Source organism: Hymenobacter lapidiphilus, from assembly GCF_003417065.2.
GTDB lineage: Bacteria > Bacteroidota > Bacteroidia > Cytophagales > Hymenobacteraceae > Hymenobacter.
In genome coordinates, this window is sequence record NZ_QVLT01000041.1 from 15,922 (window position 1) to 36,559 (window position 20,638).

Sequence of the window (20,638 nt, forward strand, 5' to 3'; positions counted from 1 at the left end):
CATGCCGAGTAAATACTACCTTACTGCCTGCTGGCACAGTGGCCGGCAAACAACACCCTCCAAGTAGCCGCGGCTTCTGGCAGCCGAAAAAGCTACTTTTTGCGCTTTCTGGCCGAAGCGGGCTGCTTGCTGGGCGCTGCTGTTGGAACCGCCGTGGCGGGCCGCACCACTAGCTCCTGGTAGCCGAAGGTGGGGTCGGTTTCGCGCCGGAAATCCAGGGCCGGCAGCTCGCCGATAACCAGTTCGGCGGTGGTATAGATGATGTTGCCGTCGAGCAGGTGGCCGCCCAGCGTGCGGCCCGTCGAGTCGGCTACGGACAGGTGCAGGTGGCTGCCATTGACCGAGAGCGTACCAACCAGCGACACGATTTCGAAATGGCCCTGATAGACCGTGGGCCCCTCCTGGTTGGCCAGCCGGAGCGTGGCTGTGGTCAGGCTGCCCACGCCGGTGAGGATGCAGGCAGCCCGCAGCCCCTGGGCCTGTGCAAAAGCCAGCAGCTCGCGCCGCAAATCCTGTCCTGGCTTTAGCCGCAGGGCATACGTGCGCAAGGGCGACGAAACTGCGGCATCGGTAGCGGGCATAGCAGGAACGGTTTGGGCAGCGGCCGGGGCAATTATAAGCAGCAGCGCCGCGAGCAACAGGCGAGTTACAGCGGAGAAAGTAATGAGCGAATTCATCATACTTGGTCTGGCTGCCGCCTGCGAAGGCCGTCGCTTAGTATCACTGCCTGCTCCTCAACTCACCTGTTGAAGCTTACGTTGCCGTAGCGGACTTTGATATTGACGTTGCCAGCGTTTCGGGCCGAGGCGGCACCAAACGTGCCCTGGGTGTCGCTGGAAGTAGGGCTGGATTCTGCCGACGCAACTTTCACCAGGCGCTTATCCACCAATAGCTGGCCGTGCTCGGTGTTTACCTCAAAACCAAAGGCAGCGCCGTCGGGGAAGTTGAGCAGAATGGTGCTGTAGCCGCCGTCGAGGGTAATCTGACGGAAGTTGGGGCCGGTGTTGCGCACCTCAAAGCTCGGGCTATACTGCACCTTCATATCCAGCGCGCTGTTGAGCTTATCGACGCTGAAGCGCGAGTAGCCCGAAGTACCGCACAGGTTCTGCACCGTGCCCAGGGCTACGTCGCCGTACTTGCTATGCACGGTAAGGTCGCCTACCAGCCCAATGTCGATGTCGGAGTAGTTGCTGCGCAGCTCCACGCTGCCGCCTTCGGTGAGGCGTACTTTGGCGTATGAGGCGTCGATGACGGCCCGGCGGGCGAAGGCCACAGCGGCGCGGGCATTGGTTAGTTTCAGGCTGTTGCGCGGCCCCTCCAAACGGGCCGTACGTAGGCGGCCGTACTCTACGGCCAGCTCGGTGGCCCCGGTCAGGTCGCCGGTCAGGCTGATTTCGCCGAAGGCATTGTGCAGGGCCAGCGGGTTGTTGGCGGGCACCCATACGGTATAGTTCACCTCGTAGAGCTTCACCTGGCTACGGCACTCGCGGGGCAGCTCGCCGAAGCGCGAGCGGGCCGAAATGCCGCCCGTTTTGGGGTCGCGGGCCAGCAGATCCACTTCAATCATGGCCTGCAGCTCCTGCGCCTTCGCATCGGTTTCGGCCCGGGTGATGATGGTGACATCGGTGCGGATTTCGGGACGGTTCCACACGTTTATCTCTACCCGGCCATAGCGGGTATCGAGGGTATAGAGCTTGGTGGGGCTGGTAGGAAACGTACGGCTCAGCGTCCGGACTTTCTCGACAGCCGGCACGGCGGCACCGTCGTTCTGCGCGGGCCCTTGGTCGGGGCTATGCGCGGTGCTCATGCGCGGTACAAGCGCGCCCGACTGGCCAGCCAGGGCCGCAGCAGCCGGCTCGCAGAAGTGGGCATCGGCGGAGCCGGACGGAGCCAGTACCTGGGCCTGAGCGGTGCTCAGGGTCAGCAACGCCATCAACGCCAGCCCGAACTGGCTGGTCCTGTCACTTATCATCCGAAACCAACGCATTCGTTAAGGCAAACGGCGGCTGTCCGCCACCATGTAGGGTTGGGAGTGGTACTCGCGAATCTGCTCGCGGGTGCGCAGCTGCTGGCCCAGCAAATCGAGCCGAATCTGCATGTTGCGGTTCATGGCCTCCAGCACCATTTCGGGTTCGGGGTTCTGGTAGAGCTCCGTTTTGAGCTGTTGGTAGGCCATGTCGAGGGCCCCCAGCTCCTGCTGCCAATCAGCCTGCGGTGCCTCCGCGCCAAATTCCTCATCGGCCAGGCGCAGCTCCTGCTGGCGCTCGGTTAGCTGGGTGGCATAGTACGTTTCCATCCGCTGCACGGCACTGGCCAGGCGCTGCTCGGGGCCCGCCGAGGCTGGGGAAGCCAAGCCGGGCACTGTATAGGGCGGCAGCTCGGCCTCCGGATCCAGACCGGTGGGCAGCGCAGCCGTAGCCGCCGGGCGGGTCCAGCGGCTGGCCTGGGGCTGCTGCCAGGCCCAGGTGCCCAACAGTAGCAAGGTGGCTACGGCGGCGGCAATGCCGTAAGGCCGGGCCGAGCGCACGGCAGCAGCGGTAGCATTAGCCGTAGCAGCAGGCGTTAGTGCGGCCGGGGCTGTTTGCGGGAACAGGGCCAGCACCCGGGCGGGCACTGGCTCGGCCTGCGGCTCAGGGGCGGCAGAGGCCGCATCCAGGTCTTGGGCAATGGATTCCCATAGGTCCGGGCGCGGCTCAAACGCGTCGAAATCGGCGCGATTATGGTCCACGAAGGTTTCCAGTCCGGGGTTATTGATATGCATGGCAAAGTGAGTGGCGGAACCGGGCGGCTGGTCGGGCGAGGGGTGGGCCAGCGCCGCACGGTGTGGTATGTGCTAGGTATTGGGAGTGCGGGATATGAACAGACTATTGAAAGGGCGAGCAATGTGCAGCGGGCGCGCCGCATGGCTACTTAGCCATCAACAAACCGGAAAATGCTGCCAGGCGTCGGGGCGGGTGGCGCACCAGCCACTTTGCATCTTTCCAGTAGGCTGGTCCTTTCTCCGCATATCAAAGCCCGTGTTGCCGGGCCAGTTCGAGGAGCTTCTTACGGGCCCGGCTGTATTGTGATTTAGAAGTGGATTCGCTGATGTTGAGAATACCGGCAATTTCGGCGTGATCGTAGCCTTCGAGCAGGTACAGGGTGAGCACCACGCGGTAGCCGTCGGGCAGATCCTGCACGCAGCGGCGCACCACATCGGCCCGCCAGCTGGTTATTTCCGGCTCGGGGCCGTAATCGGTGGCTTCGGCGGCGGCATCGTGCTGCTCGCCCAGCGGTACCAGACTCAGGCGCCGGTTGCGCAGGCAGTTGATACTTTTGTTGATGACGATGCGCTTGAGCCAGGAGCCGAACGACGAGTCACCCTTGTAGCTGTGCAACTCCCGAAACGCACTCAGAAACGCTTCCTGCAGCACGTCCTCCGCCTCGGCATAGTCGCCGGTGATGCGCAACGAAGCGTTGAACATGGCTTTGGAGTAGCGCTTGTATATTTCGGCCTGGGCGCGCCGGTCGCCTAAGCGGCACCGCTCGACCAGCGGCGCGTTGATGTCGGTGTAAGCAAAAGCTTCCATAGGATGTGGCAGCAGTAGCGGAACAAAAGAGTGGGAAAGGTAAATATCCCACTTTCCGGGCGAACCGACACGGCCGGCAGTTAAGTAGCAGAAAGACCACTGGTCGGGCCGGTGGTTGCACCCGAAGGCTCAAAGAAGCTGCAACCAGCAGCCTGCTTACCTTTCTGCTCCTAAAGCCTTTCCTGCACTATGAAGTTTCTTCCAGCCCTATTTATTACGAGCATCTGCCTGGCAGCCTGCCATAAAAAGGATGCCGCACCCACCATCGACTTCGGTCCCAACGACGGTATCACGTTGCGGGACGCAAGTGGCCGATTACAGGGAACCTCCGACCCAACCGACTGGACGCTGGATGAAAACTGGAATCAGCAGGAGCAAGACCTGTTCAAGGACTTAGGCCTTAACCTAAACGCAACTGCCGTTGGCACATTTTCTCGTCTTGTTGCCTATCCTAATCCAATTACGTCCGGCCAAGCTGTTTTTCATTTCGTTTCTCCAGCTGCTGTGGAATGTAAGCTGGTCATAGTAAACGCGAAATACCAGGTAGTGCAGCCAGTTCTAACTGCCCCCGCCGTATTAGATGGAGCCTTCCATTACGACGTACGCAACAGCAACTTTGAGCAAGGCAAACGTTATCGCCTCTACTATATATTTAAAAATGGCAATACCTTCATTGCAAAGGGCCACGGCGACATCAAAATCGGCCTTTAACCATCCGTAGTAAAATGCTAAACGGCCCGCCCGGTAAAACCGTGCGGGCGTTTGCGTAATATCAGAGCTTAACCGTTACACGTCGAACTTGATGCCCTGGGCCAGCGGCAGCGTGGTGCTGTAGTTGATGGTGTTGGTCTGGCGGCGCATGTACACCTTCCAGGCGTCGGAGCCGGACTCGCGGCCACCGCCGGTTTCCTTCTCGCCACCGAACGCACCACCGATTTCGGCCCCACTCGTGCCGATGTTCACGTTGGCAATGCCGCAGTCGGAGCCGCCCTGGCTGAGGAAGGTTTCGGCCTCGCGCATGTTGAGCGTGAAGATGCTCGACGACAGGCCCTGGCGCACGCCGTTCTGCAGGTCGATGGCGGCCATTACGTCGCCGCTGTACTTAATCAGGTACAGAATGGGCGCGAAGGTTTCATCCTGCACCGTGGCGTACTCGTTCTTCGCCTCCACGATGGCCGGCGTCACGTAGGTGCCGGTTTCGTAGCCCGCGCCTTCGAGCAACTCGCCGCCGATGAGCAGCGTGCCGCCTTCGCTTTGCACCGCCTTGAGGGCCTTCTGGAAGCCGTCCACCGAATCCTTGTCAATCAGCGGGCCGACCAGCGTGCCGTCCTGCAGCGGGTGGCCGATGGGCAGGTTGGGGTAAATTTTGAGCAGGCGGGCCTTCACGTCGTCGTAAATCGAGTCGTGGATGATGAGGCGGCGGGTGCTGGTGCAGCGCTGCCCGCAGGTGCCCACTGCCCCGAACACGATGCCCGGCATAGCAATGCTCAGGTCGGCGTGCTCGGTGAGAATGATAGCGTTGTTGCCGCCCAGCTCCAGCAGCGACTTGCCCAGACGGGCACCCACTGCCTCGCCTACTTTCTTGCCCATCCCAGTGCTGCCGGTGGCCGAAACCAGCGGCACGCGCCCATCGGCCGCCATTTTGGCCCCGATTTCAGCATCGCCAATAATGAGGTTGAAGATGCCCTCGGGCAGCTCGTTTTCTTCCAGCACGCTCTTGATGATGTGCTGAATGGCCACGCCGGTAAGCGGAGTTTTCTCGGAGGGCTTCCAGATGCAGGTGTCGCCGCAGACGGCAGCCAGCATGGCGTTCCAGCTCCACACGGCCACCGGGAAGTTGAAGGCCGAGATGATGCCCACCACGCCCAGCGGGTGGTACTGCTCGTACATGCGGTGGGCGGGCCGCTCCGAGTGCATGGTGAGGCCGTGCAGCTGGCGCGAAAGGCCCACGGCGAAGTCGCAGATGTCAATCATTTCCTGCACCTCGCCCAAGCCTTCCTGCAGAATTTTGCCCATCTCGTAGCTCACCAGCTTGCCCAGGTCGTCCTTGTGGTCGCGGAGCTTGTTGCCAATCTGGCGCACGATTTCGCCGCGCTTGGGCGCCGGCACCAGCCGCCAGGTTTTAAAGGCCTCCTTGGCTTTAGTTACCACGTGCTCGTAGTCTTCGGCGGTAGCTATGGCTACGGTCCCGATTACCTTACCGTCGGCGGGCGAGTGGATGGTGCGGGTGTTTTTATTGTCGGTGCCGCCCCACTCCAGGCCGGTGCTCCAGGCGGCGTTGTGGGCCTCTACGCCCAGCTCGCGCAGTACCTGCCGGATGCCGTGGTGGTCGTGGTCCTGAACGTCGGTGTCGGTGGCAATAGCTTCTTCGAGTGCTTGCTTCATGGTATGCGGAATATGGGTGGGGTTAGGATGGCAGGAGAACGAGGCAGCCGCAGCAGCCTCTTACAAAGCTAACAAAAGCTTTCGGGGCAGCCTTTTCGCCAACCACTATAAGAGTTGGCCAGCATACAAAAAAGCCCCCGCCGCGCATTGCGACGAGGGATTTTTCAATTGAGGTAAGCGAGGAGCCTAGATTCCTCGTGCTGTTTTATTCATCAAAACGAAAGCTAATTGCTGACAGCTAAAAGCTAACGGCGCGCTACTTACTGGCCCTGCCCGATGGGGTAGTAGGCCTTGCGGCCGTCGGGGTACACGCCTTCTACCAGCGCACCATCGGTTTCCTTGGCGGCTTCGAGCAGGCGCTGCACGTCCTGGGGCTTCTCGACGCGGTTTTTATCGATACGGGTGATGATGAAGCCGTCGGCAATGCCGGTTTCGCGGAAGTTCGAGTCGCGGATGCCGCTGATTTTGGCGCCTCCCTCAATGCCCAGCTTGCCCTGCTCCTGGCGCGTTACCGGGCTCAGGCTGGCCCCTTCGTACTTGATGGTGGTGGCAGCTGTTTCCCGAATCACGTCGGTGGTGCCGGTGGCATTGCGCAGCGTGGCCGTAGCCATACGGTCGTTGCCGTCGCGCAGGTAACTCACCTTAATTTTATCGCCGGGGCGGAAGCGGGCTACCTGCTCCTGCAGCTGCGAGGAGGTGTTCACTTTCGCACCGTTGATGGATGTGATGACGTCGCCCTCACGCAAACCAGCTTCGGCGGCGCTGCTGCCTTTGCCGGCACCTATCACGTACACCCCATTCAAAGTGCTGAGCTTCTTTTCGGCGGCCAGCGTGGCATCAATCTCCCGAATCTGCACACCCAGCAGGGCGCGCTGCACTACTTTGTACTTCAGCAGGTCGTCAATTACCTTGCTCACAATAGAGCTGGGCACGGCAAACGAGTAGCCCACAAACGAGCCGGTTTGCGAGGCAATGGCCGAGTTGATGCCAATCAGGTCGCCGCTGAGGTTGACCAGCGCGCCGCCCGAGTTGCCGGGGTTCACCACGGCATCGGTCTGCAGAAACGACTCGATGCCCATGCCATCTTCGCGCCGCAGGATGTTGATGTTACGGCCCTTAGCCGAAATGATGCCGGCCGTAACGGTCGAGTTCAGGTTGAAGGGGTTGCCCACGGCCAGTACCCACTCGCCCACTTTCACATCGTCGGAGTTGCCGTAGCGGATGAAGGGCAGGTTATCGGCCTTCACCTTAAGCAGGGCCAGGTCGGTGTTGGGGTCTTTGCCCACCAGCTCGGCCTCAAACTTACGCTTGTCGTCCATTACCACCTCAATTTTGCTGGCTTTGTCGATGACGTGGTTGTTGGTGACGATGTAGCCGTTGGCGGCGATGATAACGCCCGAGCCCGAGCCCTGCTGGGGCCCCTGCTGGCGGCCCCGGCCGCGGTACTGGTCAAAATCGTCGCCAAAGAACTGGCGCAGGAAGGGGTCCATGCGCGCGGCGGCGTCGTTCTGGCCGGCCTGGGGCGAGTACTCCGTCATTACGTGTACCACGGCCGGCGTTACGGTAGCGGCGGCGGCCGTGAAGTTCAGACCGTCGGAAACGGCGTAGGTGCTGCTTTTCAGGGCACTGGTGTAGCGTACATTGGGGTCGGCAGCCAGGGCCTGGGGCGAGTTGTCGCGCTCGGGTTCGAGCAGCTTATAGCCGCCCACGGCCACGCCTCCGCCCAGAACGGCGGAGCCCAGCAGGCCGAGCATCATTTGTTTTGCTTGCATGGGTATGAAAACTTAGGGGTAAATAGCGAAAATTGAATTTACAATGAAAAAGGCGAACAGACCATCAAACGGCCCAACCAATCCTCTCTCCGATGCCATTACAACGTCAGATGCCTAACCAATGGTGTCCGGTTGCACGGGCGTTCAGGGATTAAAACAGCCAGTTGGTAGATTGTTTTGGCCGAGCGGTACGCCATTGGCGCGTTAGCGGCTCAACATAAGCAAAAAGGGCGCTCCAGTTGAGCGCCCTTTTTGAGAACCAATTAACGCACTTCAATTTGCAGCCTGCTCACCTTTTTGCTGTCGAAGGGCAGCATCAGGTGCAGGATGCCGTTGGTCAGCTCGGCGCTGATGGCCGTCACGTCCACGGTATCGGGCAGGCGAAAGGTGCGCGAGAACTGGCCGTAGCCCGACTCGACGCGGCGGAACTTCGGAGCGTTTTCGGCAGCTTCCGGGGCTTTCCGTTCGCCGCTGACGGTGAGCTGGCCTTCCTGGAAATCGATTTTCACATCCTCCTTCGCTACGCCGGGCAGCATGAGCTGCAGCTGGAAGCCTTCGGGGCCTTCGAGTACGTCGGCGGCGGGGCTGAACGATTCGGTGGGTTTATGCTGGGCCGGCAGCGTATCGCGCAGCATTTCATTGAGCGCGGAATGAAAGGATGGCCGGGCCGGGCGGTTGTTATACAGCAGCGTTGGCATAATTGTACAGAAAGTAAGGGTGAAGTTGAACAGCCGGTCTCTCAACCAGCGACACCTTTACTTTATAAAATCTGTACCAATCAAATATTAATGCCACATTGACATTTTGTTCAGCTTACCCTCCGTCATACAGCGAGTCGAAATGCCCCCAGACACTATATACCAGATTATCCTCAGTGCCAGGTTGACACTATGCGCTGCTAATGCTGCGTGGGCAGCGGCTGGCGGTCAGCGTCGAGGGCAGCGCGGCCCAGCGTTACGCGCAGGTCGAGGCCCACAACCGGAGACACAAACCTGAAATTACCGCCTGATACGCGGTTGCCGTTAACGTCGAATTGGTCCAGGGCCTTCATGTAACTGGTTTGCGAGGCCACCCAGGGCGTCAGGTCGAAGCGCGGGGAGAGGCGTACGCCCAGCTCACCGCGCAGGCCGCCCAAATCCACGAACTGTTCTTTGGGTTGGTCCTCATCGCGCTGGAAGCGCAGGTAGGTGAGCACTTCATACGACAGGCGAGGACGCAATTTCAACGTAGAGCCCAAGCCAAACTCATGGTCGAGCCCCAGGCGCAGGCGGGCCAGGGCGCGGTTGCGTGGCGAGTCGCCCAAAATAACGAAGCTGGTAGCATATTCGGCCGCCAGCCGCTGGCTGAAGCGCAATGGCCCTATTTGGGAACTGTGGCGTAGCAGCAGGCCCGGCACGATGCTGCCGGGCATGTTCAGGAAGTCGCCATTCCCCCCATAAGCGTTTCTCCCTATGCGAAAAGTGGCTCCCCAGCTCCAATTGGGGTTCCAGAAACGCTCGTAGCCCAATCGAAACTGGAAGCCCGGGTCTACATCGTAGGCCTTGTTAACCCCGACCGGCCGCGCCAGATTAAACCCGACCAGCAGGTAGTCGTTGCCGCGCAGCGCAAACTCGGCTTGCAGCTCGGGCAACACGGTCCATTCAGTAGTAAAGCGACTCTGGGCGGCGGCGGGCTTAATGGCCAGCGCCAGCAGGGAGGTGGCCGCAATGGCGGCAAGCGTAGAAAAGCGCATAAATAGGGAGCGGATAGATGATGGCCCGAAGCCGACACCGCAATAGTATCAGGAAAAAGCTAAGAACGCCACTGGTGTGCCGTTGCCTGGCCGGGCTACTTTTCCGCCAGCTCGTGCAGCGTCAACCAGGCCATCAGGCCGGGGCCCACTTCCAGCGCGTGCGGGTCGACATCAAAAGTAGGCGTATGGACTGAGGCGCTGAGGCGGCCGCTGCCATCGGCGGCGGCGGTGCCGAGGCGGTAGAAGCAGGCGCTGGCGGCTTGGCTGAAGTAAGCAAAATCCTCGGCGGCCATCCACTGGTCGAGCTCCACTACGTTGGCGCGGCCCAGGTACTCCACGGCGGCCTGCTCGGTGCGGGCCGTGAGGGCGGGTTCGTTTTCGAGGTAGGGGTAGCCGCGGCGGATTTCCAGCTCGCAGCTCGCGCCCATGCTCTCGGCCAAGCCCTCGCAGAGGCGGCGCAGGTGCTGGTGGGCCTCGTTGCGCCACTCCTCGTTCAGCGTCCGGAATGTGCCTTCCATATACACCTCGTTGGGAATTACGTTGGTGGCGCCCTGAGCAACGACTTTGCCGAACGACAGCACCGAGGGTAGCTTGGGGTTGGCGCGGCGGCTCACAATCTGCTGGGCGGCCACAATGATGTGGGCCGCTACCAGCACCGGGTCCACGTTCTGCTCGGGCATGGCGCCGTGGCCGCCCTTACCGCGCACGGTCAGGTACAGCTCGTCGGTGCTGGCCATGTAACGACCAGCCCGCAGGCCTACCTTGCCGGCCGGCAGCATCGGGAAAACGTGCTGGCCCAGCACGCTGGCTGGCTTCGGATTTTCGAGTACGCCCTCGGCAATCATCAGCGCCGCGCCGCCGGGCAGCCGCTCCTCGCCGGGCTGAAACATCAGCTTCACACTGCCCTCAAACTCGTCTTTCAGCGCCACCAGAATACGGGCCGCACCCAGCAGCGAGGCCGTGTGCACGTCGTGGCCGCAGGCGTGCATCACGCCGGGGTTTTGCGACTTGTAGGGCACCTCATTCTGCTCCGTGATGGGCAGCGCATCCATATCGGCCCGCAGCGCCACGGTGCGGGCGCCGGGGTTGCGCCCCTCGATAACGGCCACCACACCCGTGCCGGCAATCGGCTGGGTTTGCAGCCCCAGCTTCTGCAGCTGCTCCGTTACGAAAGCCACCGTCGCGTGCTCCTCAAACGACAGCTCGGGGTGGGCGTGCAGATGCTGGCGTAGCGCCACCGTATCGGCTGCGGCTTCGGCCGCCAACTGCTTCACGCGGGAGAGAAGGTGGTTCATAGTTTTGTTTTGTGGCTGGTTGATGGCACGACGTAGGGGCGGGGCTTGCCCCCGCCCGCCGTTAGCACCGTTTCAACGATTCTGTTCAGCATTATTCTGTTCAACGGCAGAACGAAGCTGCTGCGACTCCTAACGAAACCATTCGATGGCGGGCGGGGCAAGCCCCGCCCCTACGTCGTGCCATCAGCTCAAATTTAGTATCCCGTCTTATTGATAATCACCTGCATGGATTCCAGTTCGGCGCGGGGGGCCAGGGGACGCAGGCGCAGCAGGGCTTGGGCGGCTTCGAGGCGGGTGAGGTAGTCGCCGACCTGCAGGCGGAAGATAGGCTGCTTGTAGGTCAGGTAGTCGGTTTCTTCGGGGTAGCGGCTGATGATGGCCCGGCGCACGCTCATAGCTTTGTCCTTCTCCAGCCCCACATAAGCCAGCACCCGGTAGCCCTGGGCATACTTGACATTGCGGTTGGTATAAGCCAAATCGCGCAGGCGCTGCTCTATCTGGGAATTCACTTGGTTGGTAGGCGGTACCGGGCGCACCCGCGGCGCGGGTACTGCAGCCGTTGCTTTAGGCGCCGGAAATACCGGTCGGAAACGGCTCAAATCTTCGGGCGGCACCTGCGGGGCACGGCGGGTAGTATCGGCGGCCGGAGCGACGGGCCCGGAGGCGGCACAGGCGCCCAACGACAGCAGGCCACACAACATCAGCACGTTACGAAGCAGCGGAAGAGTCGTGGTCGGAATCATAAGCAGCGGATACAGTAGCGGGTTGGGCCAGCAAAGCTACGCCATCAGAGGCACCCAGGCGGTCGGCACCGGCTGCTACCAGGGCCAGGGCGGCTTCGCGGGTACGAATGCTACCGGAGGCTTTGAGGCGGATATGGGTAGGTAGCGAGGCACGCATCAGCTCAATGTCGGCCACTGAGGCGCCGCGGCTGGCAAAGCCAGTACTGGTTTTCACGAAGTTGGCGCCCGCTTCGGCACAGAGCCGGCAAGCCGTCACGATTTCGGCCTCCGTGAGCAAAGCCGTTTCAATAATCACCTTGAGTATCGCCCCGCGCAGGCGGCACAGCTCGGCCAACTGCCCTATTTCATCCTCCACCTCGGCGTGCCGGCCGGCCTTCAGGGCCCCGATATTCAGCACCATATCCAGCTCGGTGGCCCCGTCGGTTAGGGCCAGGTGGCCCTCGAAAAACTTCACCTTGGCCAGCGAGTAGCCCAGCGGGAACCCGATAACCGTGCACACGGCCACGCCCGAACCGTGTAATGCCTCGGCCGCCTGCCGCACGTAACAGGGCGGCACGCACACGCTGGCAAAGCCGTGGGCCGCCGCCTCGGCGCAAAGCCGCGCAATCTGCTCCGGCGTAGCGTCGGGCTTGAGCAACGTGTGGTCGATGTAGGGCGCGAGGTTCATAAGTTAGAGTTTGGGAGTTTGAGGTGCTGTTCTGAGGGCAATTTAAAATCTGTCATCCTGACGAAGGAAGGACCTTACCGCGCTTAAACGAGTCGTTGCTACGGCCGTTCAAGCGTAATAAGGTCCTTCCTTCGTCAGGATGACAGGCGGCTGTTTAAAGTCAACCGGCCATCCAAAACTCTGATTAGTCAATCAAAACGGCCCGGTCGTTTAGCAGGTCGTCTTCCACCTGCTTGAACTTCACGTCGCGCACGATGCGGCCGTCCATGTACTGCACGCTCACTTTTTCGTTGCGGTTGGCTACTTTCTGGGAGCGGGCGGGCTGCTGCTTTTCCAACAACTGGGTCATGGCGCCATCCTGCTCCAGGTCTTCGGGGCCCGCGCCGAGCGAAACGGAGGAGATTTCCTTCTCCATCGTGAGCTTGGGCTGGGGCGGGGCAACGGGCAGCTCGTCCTCGGTGAAATACTCGAACTCGTCCTCGCCATCCTGGCCGGCCTGCATGGGCACATCGGCGCGGAACAGGAACTGGATGGTGTCTTCGTTCACCTTGCTGATCATCTGCTTGAACAGCTCGAACGACTCAAACTTGTACACCAGCAACGGGTCTTTCTGCTCGTACACGGCGTTCTGTACTACCTGCTTGAGGTCGTCCATGGCACGCAGGTGCTTGGTCCAGGCTTCGTCGATAACCGACAGCACGACCACTTTTTCCATCCCGCGAATCACCTCCTGGCCCTGGGTGGCCTGGGCGCGGCGCAGGTTGGCCACGGCCTGAATCTGCTTGCGGCCGTCGGTGAACGGCACGGCAATGTTTTCGTAGGGCGCGTTCTGGCTCAGCAGGTCGTTGATGAGCGGCATAGCATTGCTGCCAATGAACTCGTTCTTGCTGTGGTAGTAGCCCAGCGCCTCGTCGTAGAGTTGCTGGGTGAGCTGGCCAGCCGTCATGCCCGCCAGCTGCTGGGCCGTCAGGTGCGTGTCATAGCCGAAGATGCGGATGATGGCCAGCTGGAAATCGTTGAAGTCGTTGCTGCCCTTGTGGCCCACCACAATGTCTTCGCAGACGTCGTAAATCATGTTCCAGATGTCGAGCTCCAGACGCTCGCCATGCAGGGCGTTGCGGCGGCGCTTGTACACTACCTCGCGCTGGGCGTTCATCACGTCGTCGTACTCGAGCAGGCGCTTGCGGATGCCGAAGTTGTTTTCCTCCACCTTCTTCTGAGCCCGCTCAATCGAGCTGGTAATCATGGAGTGCTGAATCACTTCGCCTTCCTCCAGACCCATACGGTCCATGAGCTTGGCAATGCGGTCGGAGCCGAACAGGCGCATCAAATTGTCCTCCAAACTCACGAAGAACTGCGAAGAGCCCGGGTCGCCCTGGCGGCCGGCGCGGCCCCGCAACTGGCGGTCAACGCGGCGGCTTTCGTGGCGCTCGGTGCCGATGATGGCCAGCCCCCCCGATTCCTTCGACGTTTCGCGCAGCTTGATGTCGGTACCCCGACCAGCCATGTTGGTGGCAATGGTGACGGTGCCAGGGAAGCCGGCGCCGGCCACAATTTCGGCCTCACGCTGGTTCTGCTTGGCGTTGAGCACCTGGTGGGGAATGCCCTTAAACTTGAGCATCCGGCTTACCAACTCCGAAATCTCGACGCTTGTAGTACCTACCAGCACCGGGCGGCCGGCCTGCACCAGCTCCTGGATTTCGTCGGCCACGGCGTTGTACTTCTCGCGTACCGTTTTGTACACCTTGTCGTGCTCGTCTTTGCGGGCAATGCCGCGGTTGGTGGGCACTACCACCACATCGAGCTTATAGATTTCCCAGAATTCACCGGCCTCGGTTTCGGCCGTACCCGTCATGCCGCCCAGCTTGTGGTACATGCGGAAGAAGTTCTGCAGCGTAACCGTGGCGTAAGTCTGGGTGAGCTCCTCAACGCGCACATTTTCCTTGGCTTCGAGGGCCTGGTGCAGGCCATCGGAATAACGACGACCTTCCATTACGCGGCCGGTCTGCTCGTCCACGATTTTCACCTTGCCGTCCTCGGTGAGGATGTACTGGTCGTCGCGCTCGAACAGCGTGTAGGCCTTCAGCAGCTGGCTGATGGTGTGTACGCGCTCCGACTGCTGCTGGAAATTATCCATCAGCTGCTCCTTGGCGTGCAGCTTCTCTTCGCCGCTCAAGGCAGCATTTTTCTCAATGTCGGCTATTTCCGAGCCGATGTCGGGCATAATGAACAGGCGCGGGTCTTCGCCCTCGCCGGTAATCAGGTCGAGGCCCTTTTCGGTCAGCTCAATCTGGTTGTTCTTCTCGTCGATGGTGAAGTAAAGCGGCAGGTCGGCCTGGGGCATCTGGCGCGAGTTGTCCTGCAGGTAGTAGTTTTCCACCTTCTGCAGCGCAGCCCGCATGCCGGTTTCGCTCAGAAACTTGATGAGCGGCTTGCTCTTGGGCAGGCCGCGGAAGGCGCGGAACAGCGCCAAGCCGCCCTCCCCTTCCTTGGGGCCAACGTTGTTTTCCTTGATGAGCTTGCGGGCTTCCACCAGGTAATTCTGCACCAGTTTTTTCTGGGCATCCACTACCTTTTGAATCCGGGGCTTGAGCTGGTGGAACTCGTGCACGTCGCCGCGCGGAATGGGGCCGGAGATGATGAGCGGGGTCCGGGCGTCGTCAATCAGCACCGAGTCCACTTCGTCGACCATGGCGTAATGATGCTTGCGCTGCACCAGCTCCTGGGGGTCGCGGGCCATGTTGTCGCGCAGGTAGTCGAAGCCGAACTCGTTGTTGGTGCCGTAAGTAATGTCGGCCAGATAGGCCTTACGGCGGGCATCGGTGTTGGGCTGGTGCTTGTCGATGCAGTCCACGGTAATACCGTGGAACTCGAACAGCGGCGCATTCCACTCCGAGTCGCGCTTGGCCAGGTAGTCGTTCACTGTAACCAGGTGCACGCCGCGCTTGGCCAGCGCGTTGAGGAAGGAGGGCAGGGTCGAAACCAGTGTTTTGCCCTCGCCGGTAGCCATTTCGGCAATCTTACCCTGGTGCAGCACTACGCCGCCAATCAGCTGCACATCGTAATGCACCATGTCCCAGGTGATTTCGGCACCGGCAGCCAGCCAGGTATTGCTCCAGATAGCCTGGTCGCCCACGATGGTGACGTTGCCCTTGCGGCTGGCGTATTCCCGGTCGTAGTCGGTGGCCGTTACAACGAGCTGTTTGTTTTCGGCGTAGCGGCGGGCGGTTTCCTTGGTAATGGCAAACGACAGGGGCAGCACTTCCAGCAGCACCACTTCCAGCTCCTTGTTACGCTGCTTTTCGAGGGCGTCGATCTGGTCGAATAAATCCTCTTTCTGCAGGGCATCGAGGCCTTCGGCGTTTACGCGCTCGTGCAGGCCAGCCAGCTGGTCGTCGGTCGTTTTCAGATGGGCATTGATGCGGGCGCGGACCTCGTCGGTGCGGGCACGGAGCTCGTCGTCGCTGATGGGTGCCAGTTTGGCATATTCGGCGTTAATAAGCGCCACGTACGGGACAATCTCCTTCAGGTCCTTGTCGGCTTTGGACCCGAACAATTTGGCGACGGTCTTCCCTAAAAAATCAAGCATGTTGCGGTTACCTTAATTGAAACGCCGGGGCGCAGTTCAAATTTACGGCGTTTTTCGGGAATCACCCGGCTCTTTTCAAGCCGCCACGCCGCTCCGGTCCCGAAACGACAAGCGGCCTATCATCAAAGAGCATGCACAAATTATTCAGTCCGCCGGCTTGTCAGGCCAGCGGGGCTGCTGGCTACGGCCCCTCTGCCCCACAAAACCAGGTATTACGGCCGGGGGCAGCCAACCCCACAGGACGCAGAAAGGGCCTTATCACGTCAAAACAGCCGGTATTCCGGTTATTAAAACGTAATAAGGCCCTGGATAGCGTTCGTACTGGCGCTTAGCGGCTGAAGCTTATGGCTTGGCCGGGTCGCGCGATACGAGCTTCTCGACCAGCTCGGTGGAACCCGCAATGGCAGGCTTACGCACCGTATCGTCGGATTTTTCGGTGAGCTTCTTATAAAGTGTGAGAGCCTGGGCCACTACCTGGTCCATGTTGTAGTACTTGTAGGTAGCCAGGCGCCCCACAAAGTGCACGTTGGGAGTGTTGTCGGCCAGCTTCTTGTACTTGTTGTAGAGCTCGGCGTTTTCGAGGCGCGGCACGGGGTAGTACGGGTCGCCCTCGGCCTTGGGATACTCGTACACGATGGCCGTTTTGGGGTGCTGCTGGCCGGTGAGGGCTTTGAACTCGGTAATGCGCGTGTAAAGATTATCGTTGGGGTAGTTCACGACAGGCGCGGCCAGGTAGTTTTCCGTGTTCAGCGTTTCGTGCTTGAATTCGAGCGAGCGGTAGGGCAGCTTGCCGTACTTGAAATCGAAGAACTCATCGACCGGACCCGTGAAAATCATCTCCTTGAACGGAATGAAGTCGATGATGTCGTGGTAGTCGGTGTTGAGCATCACCTTGATGTTGGGGTGGTCCAGGAGCCGCTCAAACATGCGCGTGTAGCCGTGCAGGGGCATGGCCTGGTAGGTGTCGGTGAAGTAGCGGTCGTCGCGGTTGGTGCGGGTGGGCACGCGGCTGGTTACCGACTTGTCGAGCTCCGAAGGGTCCATGCCCCACTGCTTGCGCGTGTAGTTGCGGAAGAACTTCTCATACAGCTCCCGGCCCACCTTGCTTACCACCACATCTTCCGACGTTTTAACGACTGGCACCTGCTCGGCCACCGACGCGAAGAACTCTTCGACCTCGAAGCTATTGAGCTTCAGGCCATAGAGCTTGTTAATGGTATCGAGGTTGATGGGCATCGGCACCAGCTGGCCGTCTACCGAAGCCAGCACGCGGTGTTCGTAGGGGCGCCAGTCGGTGAAGTCCGACAGGTACTCGAATACGTCCTTAGAGTTGGTGTGGAAGATGTGCGGGCCGTATTTGTGCACTAGAATTCCATCCTCATTGTAGTGGTCGTAGGCGTTGCCCGCAATATGGTTGCGCTTGTCCACTACCAGCACTTTCTTGTTGGAGCGCGTGGCCAGCCGCTCGGCCAGCACGCTGCCGGCAAATCCGGCCCCTACTATCAGATAATCAAACATATAATGGTGTTTGGAGGTGTGTGTTTTGGAGCCTGAATTCTGGTAACCGAAGCCCTAGGTTGGAAGGTCGAAGCCGGGACTTTGAGCCCGGCCCTATGAACAAATCAATCAGAGTTTTGATGCTACTTATTAGTAAATTCAGCCAAAATAATTGGCTGACTTACTTAAGCTCAACCCTACTTTGCGCTGATCCTTGCCTGCATCAACTCAACCATCTGTTGCCAGGTCTGGTCCCAGCTGATGGTAGCCAGGTAATCGTCAGTGCGCTGTTGCCAGTCGGCATCCTGGGTTTGGGTGAGGGCCGTGGTTATGGCCCGGCCAAACTCGTTGGCGGTAGCGGCAATCTGCACCAACTTCAACTCGCCGTAGGGCCGTACCACGTCGCGGATGGGCGTGCTGACGACGGGCCGGCCGGCGGCCAGGTACTCGGGCGTTTTGGTAGGCGATATGAACTTGGTGCTCTCGTTGTCGGCGAACAGCAGCGTGGCCACGTCCCAACCCGCCAGGTAGGTGGGTAGTTCCTGGTAATCCTTGCCGCCGAGGTAATGAATGTTGGCGCTTTTAGGCAGCGTATCAGGGTCGATTTTGACTACCGGGCCGATGATGACGAACTGCCATTCGGGATGGGCCTCGGCCAGCTGGCCCAGCAGCTCAATATCAAGCCGCTCGTCAACTACGCCAAAGAAACCGACGCGTGGGTGCGCAATTCCGGCTTGGTCGGCGGGCTCGGGCAGCGGCTGGCGGGCCTGGCCAAAGTGGTCCTTGTCGATGCTACTCGGGAAGGGATGGGCATCGGCGTGCTGCTGGCGCTTGGCCTCGTAGAGCGTGTGGCCGCCCGTGAATACGAGGTCGGCCTTACGAAACAGCTCCTGCTCGCGCGCACGCAACTCGGGCGGCGCGAATTTAAAGTTGGCCAGCTCGTCCATGCAGTCGTACACCGTCAGGGCCGGCGCGAAGCCGCCCGACTTGCCCAGGGCCATCGGCGTGTAGTACCAGAACAGGTAGCTGGTCAGGTTCTGCTCCTGAAAAAACGTGTGCAGCAGCGTATTCTGAGCTTCGTCGGCCGCCGGGGCATCGTGGCGCAGGCGGTTGGGCAGGTGGGCCACTACTACTTTCAGGCCGTGGGGCCGCTCCTTTATTTCGAGGTGGGGCTGTACCTGGTCATTGTCGTGATAAAAAGCATCCTCCACGTAAAATACGCGGCCATGCTGGGCAAAGCGCGACATTAAATGCTGGGGCCGCTGCCACACGAAATCCCAATGCAGGTGCGCAAAGCAGACGACGTCGGGCAGCGAGTAAGCGGTAGTTTGGCCGATGTGGTTGGCAGCAGCGGAGCGCATAGGCGCCTCCGCCAGCGGGGCAGATGGCATAGAAAACAGTATAAACGAATGAAGAAAGCCAGGCAACTACACGAGCCTGTCCGCCTGACTTCCTCTGCCTATACGCCCCTGCTTTTTAAAAGGATATTGTCGAGCTGCTACTATTTTTACTGTCCGGCAGAAGCTAAATATATTAGCCAACGGATCTATAAACTTATACGCGTCATACTGGTTAAGCGCGGCAGCCGTAGCAAAAGTCTGCCGCTGGGTATTGCCAGTTACAGCAGGCACTGCAGCTCCACGGCATCCCGCCACCCTTCGGCGGTGCGCAGCCACTCGCGCCGTACGCCCACCCGCGTAAAGCCCGCTGCCGCAAACAGCTGCAAACTGGCCTCATTATCGGCCCCAATCGTGCAGTGCAGCTGATGCAGGCGCAGTACCTGCCGGGAATAGGGCCGCAGCAGCGCCAGCGCGGCCCGGGCGTAGCCACGGCGCCGGTGGCTGGCCAGCACCGTAATGCCCACGCCCGCCCGCTGGTGCAGGGGCTCGAAGCCGAACAAGTCCAGTGTGCCCACCGCCCCCCCGGTCGCCGAATCTTCGAGTACCAGCCGCAGCTGGCGCACCTCAAAAAAATCGGCCGCCGCGTTATCCAGGTACTGCCGCAGCACGTGCCGCGACACGGGCGCCAGCGTATCCGACACGCCCCACACCGCCGGGTCGTTTTCCAGCTGGTACAGGAAATCGAGGTCGTCGGCTTCGAGCGGGCGCAGGCGGATGAGGTCGGATTGCAGCATAAGTTGGTGCTTAGTTGATAGTGCGTTGTGCTTAGCCGCTTATAAACGAAATCGGCGCGCCTTCCGTCAGCTGCACCACCACCGCTTCTCCCGCTACTACCGTTGCGGCCGGCAAGCGCACCCGCAGCAGCGTGGCGGGTAGCTGCACTTCGGCTTCGTAGAAGCTGCCCAGGAAGCGCACGGCCCGCACAGTGCCAGCTGCACCGGGGCTGCCGACGGGAGCCAGTCGCAGGTTCTCGGAGCGCACGAGCAGCACCGGGCCGGGCAGGCGGCGGCGCGGGGCCGACGCCAGCAGGGCGCGCAGGGCGGGACCTTCGAGGCGGTTGTAGTCGCCGAACAGGGCGGCGGCGTACTCGCTCACCGGCTGGCGGTACACCTGCTCGGGGGTGCCCTGCTGCACCAGTTGGCCGTGGTGCAACACCAAGATTTCGTCGGCCCAGGGCAGCGTGTCGGTGGGGTCGTGAGAGACGAGCAGGCAGGTGATGCCCAACTCCTCCCCCACTTCGCGGATGACGGTCTGGAGCTGCTGCTTATGAGTGCGGTCGAGGTTGGAGAAGGGTTCATCGAGCAGCAGCAGGCGCGGGGCCGACAGCAGCAGCCGGGCCAGCGCCACCCGCTGCTGCTCGCCGCCCGAGAGCTGGTCGGTGCGCCGGGCCATGAGCGGGCTGATGCGGCAGACCTCGTACACGGCCTGGGCCTCGGCCGCGGGCCGCTTACTGGCGTAGCGCAGCACCTGCTCCACCCGCAGCGACTTTGGCAAATCCGATTTCTGCGACAGATACACGATGCCCGGATGCCCCGGCACCAGCACCTCCTGGGGCCCTCGCACCCGGCGGCCGGCAAAATGCACCTCCCCCGCCGTGGGCTGCACCAACCCGGCAATTACCTGCAACAACGTACTCTTACCCGCCCCCGATTCGCCCGCCAACGCCAGCTTACGGCCGGCCGCCTGCTCGAAGCTGATGCCATCTAGTATCGGCTGTCCGTGCTCCTCCAGACTGATATTACAGACGGTGAGGAAGTCAGGTTCGGACATGGATTAGGGTGTAGTTGGTAGTTCTTAACAACCGAACGTCATTCAGAGCATGCTGCGCTTAGAGCAGGGACGAAGAATCTCGCCTGAATCGTAAATAGGTACGCCACTGGCCCACGGGCAGGTTGTTCTTGTACTGCTGCTCGCGCTGCACGGTGCCGTCCTCGAAGTAGCTCGTGATTTTCCGGTCGCGGGCCTGGTTGGCGTACTCGGTTTTCTGCC

At 60.8% G+C, this 20,638-nt stretch carries 17 protein-coding genes; 1 reads left to right on the forward strand and 16 read right to left on the reverse strand.

Going from position 1 to position 20,638, the window contains the following annotated elements; genetic code table 11:
- Positions 1-92 precede the first annotated feature (92 nt).
- The 4 genes from D0N36_RS17295 to D0N36_RS17310 all read right to left on the reverse strand — a co-directional run bounded on the left by D0N36_RS17295 (position 93) and on the right by D0N36_RS17310 (position 3,569).
- The gene (locus D0N36_RS17295) at positions 93-680 is read right to left on the reverse strand and encodes a PPC domain-containing DNA-binding protein (protein WP_242478983.1); all 588 of its coding nucleotides are present in this window, start codon (positions 678-680) and stop codon (positions 93-95) included.
- Between the two features lie 59 nt (positions 681-739).
- Positions 740-1,987 carry a hypothetical protein gene (locus D0N36_RS17300; RefSeq protein WP_147320958.1) on the reverse strand — a complete coding sequence of 416 codons (1,248 nt, stop codon included), beginning with the start codon at positions 1,985-1,987 and terminating at the stop codon, positions 740-742.
- A gap of 3 nt (positions 1,988-1,990) precedes the next feature.
- Entirely contained in the window at positions 1,991-2,761 is a 771-nt protein-coding gene (locus tag D0N36_RS17305; protein ID WP_116943078.1) for a hypothetical protein, read from the reverse strand.
- Positions 2,762-3,008: 247 nt separating this feature from the next.
- The gene (locus D0N36_RS17310) at positions 3,009-3,569 is read right to left on the reverse strand and encodes an RNA polymerase sigma factor (RefSeq protein ID WP_116943079.1); all 561 of its coding nucleotides are present in this window, start codon (positions 3,567-3,569) and stop codon (positions 3,009-3,011) included.
- A gap of 189 nt (positions 3,570-3,758) precedes the next feature.
- On the opposite strand from D0N36_RS17310, the gene D0N36_RS17315 reads away from it, so the two are divergent.
- The gene (locus D0N36_RS17315) at positions 3,759-4,280 is read left to right on the forward strand and encodes a hypothetical protein (protein ID WP_116943080.1); all 522 of its coding nucleotides are present in this window, start codon (positions 3,759-3,761) and stop codon (positions 4,278-4,280) included.
- A gap of 75 nt (positions 4,281-4,355) precedes the next feature.
- Here the strand turns inward: D0N36_RS17315 and amaB are convergent, their stop codons facing one another.
- The 12 genes from amaB to D0N36_RS17375 form a co-directional block, all read right to left on the reverse strand.
- Positions 4,356-5,954 (reverse strand): L-piperidine-6-carboxylate dehydrogenase, encoded by a 1,599-nt coding sequence (amaB, locus tag D0N36_RS17320; protein ID WP_242478984.1) that lies wholly within the window; start codon positions 5,952-5,954, stop codon positions 4,356-4,358.
- Between the two features lie 260 nt (positions 5,955-6,214).
- A complete protein-coding gene (locus D0N36_RS17325) occupies positions 6,215-7,726 on the reverse strand; it encodes a Do family serine endopeptidase (protein WP_242478985.1) in 1,512 nt (503 codons plus the stop codon).
- A 263-nt stretch (positions 7,727-7,989) separates the two neighbouring features.
- The gene (locus D0N36_RS17330) at positions 7,990-8,424 is read right to left on the reverse strand and encodes an Hsp20/alpha crystallin family protein (protein WP_116943081.1); all 435 of its coding nucleotides are present in this window, start codon (positions 8,422-8,424) and stop codon (positions 7,990-7,992) included.
- 200 nt (positions 8,425-8,624) lie between these two features.
- Positions 8,625-9,458, reverse strand: coding sequence for a hypothetical protein (locus D0N36_RS17335; protein ID WP_116943082.1), 834 nt, complete (start codon positions 9,456-9,458; stop codon positions 8,625-8,627).
- 95 nt (positions 9,459-9,553) lie between these two features.
- Positions 9,554-10,753: a M20 metallopeptidase family protein gene (locus D0N36_RS17340; protein ID WP_116943083.1), complete on the reverse strand. Its 1,200-nt coding sequence runs from the start codon at positions 10,751-10,753 to the stop codon at positions 9,554-9,556.
- Between the two features lie 194 nt (positions 10,754-10,947).
- On the reverse strand, positions 10,948-11,496 hold the full coding sequence (locus D0N36_RS17345; protein ID WP_147320959.1) for a sporulation protein: 549 nt from the start codon (positions 11,494-11,496) through the stop codon (positions 10,948-10,950).
- The gene (gene deoC / locus D0N36_RS17350; protein WP_116943085.1) at positions 11,462-12,163 is read right to left on the reverse strand and encodes a deoxyribose-phosphate aldolase; all 702 of its coding nucleotides are present in this window, start codon (positions 12,161-12,163) and stop codon (positions 11,462-11,464) included. Before deoC ends, D0N36_RS17345 begins: the two co-directional genes overlap by 35 nt.
- 184 nt (positions 12,164-12,347) lie before the next feature.
- Positions 12,348-15,752, reverse strand: a complete 3,405-nt coding sequence (secA, locus tag D0N36_RS17355; RefSeq protein ID WP_116943086.1) for a preprotein translocase subunit SecA — start codon at positions 15,750-15,752, stop codon at positions 12,348-12,350.
- A 342-nt stretch (positions 15,753-16,094) separates the two neighbouring features.
- Complete coding sequence (gene glf / locus D0N36_RS17360) at positions 16,095-17,270, reverse strand: UDP-galactopyranose mutase (RefSeq protein WP_116943087.1); 1,176 nt, start codon at positions 17,268-17,270, stop codon at positions 16,095-16,097.
- Positions 17,271-17,446: 176 nt separating this feature from the next.
- Positions 17,447-18,640 carry a glycosyltransferase family 1 protein gene (locus D0N36_RS17365; protein WP_242478986.1) on the reverse strand — a complete coding sequence of 398 codons (1,194 nt, stop codon included), beginning with the start codon at positions 18,638-18,640 and terminating at the stop codon, positions 17,447-17,449.
- A gap of 227 nt (positions 18,641-18,867) precedes the next feature.
- On the reverse strand, positions 18,868-19,383 hold the full coding sequence (locus D0N36_RS17370) for a GNAT family N-acetyltransferase (RefSeq protein WP_116943089.1): 516 nt from the start codon (positions 19,381-19,383) through the stop codon (positions 18,868-18,870).
- 31 nt (positions 19,384-19,414) lie between these two features.
- Entirely contained in the window at positions 19,415-20,419 is a 1,005-nt protein-coding gene (locus D0N36_RS17375; protein WP_116943090.1) for an ABC transporter ATP-binding protein, read from the reverse strand.
- Positions 20,420-20,638 lie beyond the last annotated feature (219 nt).

Excerpts from the sequence above, each read along its gene's own strand:
- D0N36_RS17305 (WP_116943078.1), bottom strand. The coding sequence starts at position 2,761 with ATGCATATCAATAACCCCGGACTGGAAACCTTCGTGGACCATAATCGC.
- D0N36_RS17330 (WP_116943081.1), bottom strand. The coding sequence starts at position 8,424 with ATGCCAACGCTGCTGTATAACAACCGCCCGGCCCGGCCATCCTTTCAT.
- D0N36_RS17375 (WP_116943090.1), bottom strand. The coding sequence starts at position 20,419 with ATGTCCGAACCTGACTTCCTCACCGTCTGTAATATCAGTCTGGAGGAG.
- deoC (WP_116943085.1), bottom strand. The coding sequence starts at position 12,163 with ATGAACCTCGCGCCCTACATCGACCACACGTTGCTCAAGCCCGACGCT.
- glf (WP_116943087.1), bottom strand. The coding sequence starts at position 17,270 with ATGTTTGATTATCTGATAGTAGGGGCCGGATTTGCCGGCAGCGTGCTG.
- D0N36_RS17300 (WP_147320958.1), bottom strand. The coding sequence starts at position 1,987 with ATGCGTTGGTTTCGGATGATAAGTGACAGGACCAGCCAGTTCGGGCTG.
- D0N36_RS17345 (WP_147320959.1), bottom strand. The coding sequence starts at position 11,496 with ATGATTCCGACCACGACTCTTCCGCTGCTTCGTAACGTGCTGATGTTG.
- D0N36_RS17325 (WP_242478985.1), bottom strand. The coding sequence starts at position 7,726 with ATGCAAGCAAAACAAATGATGCTCGGCCTGCTGGGCTCCGCCGTTCTG.
- D0N36_RS17335 (WP_116943082.1), bottom strand. The coding sequence starts at position 9,458 with ATGCGCTTTTCTACGCTTGCCGCCATTGCGGCCACCTCCCTGCTGGCG.
- D0N36_RS17310 (WP_116943079.1), bottom strand. The coding sequence starts at position 3,569 with ATGGAAGCTTTTGCTTACACCGACATCAACGCGCCGCTGGTCGAGCGG.
- D0N36_RS17295 (WP_242478983.1), bottom strand. The coding sequence starts at position 680 with ATGATGAATTCGCTCATTACTTTCTCCGCTGTAACTCGCCTGTTGCTC.
- D0N36_RS17315 (WP_116943080.1), top strand. The coding sequence starts at position 3,759 with ATGAAGTTTCTTCCAGCCCTATTTATTACGAGCATCTGCCTGGCAGCC.
- secA (WP_116943086.1), bottom strand. The coding sequence starts at position 15,752 with ATGCTTGATTTTTTAGGGAAGACCGTCGCCAAATTGTTCGGGTCCAAA.
- D0N36_RS17340 (WP_116943083.1), bottom strand. The coding sequence starts at position 10,753 with ATGAACCACCTTCTCTCCCGCGTGAAGCAGTTGGCGGCCGAAGCCGCA.
- D0N36_RS17365 (WP_242478986.1), bottom strand. The coding sequence starts at position 18,640 with ATGCCATCTGCCCCGCTGGCGGAGGCGCCTATGCGCTCCGCTGCTGCC.
- amaB (WP_242478984.1), bottom strand. The coding sequence starts at position 5,954 with ATGAAGCAAGCACTCGAAGAAGCTATTGCCACCGACACCGACGTTCAG.
- D0N36_RS17370 (WP_116943089.1), bottom strand. The coding sequence starts at position 19,383 with ATGCTGCAATCCGACCTCATCCGCCTGCGCCCGCTCGAAGCCGACGAC.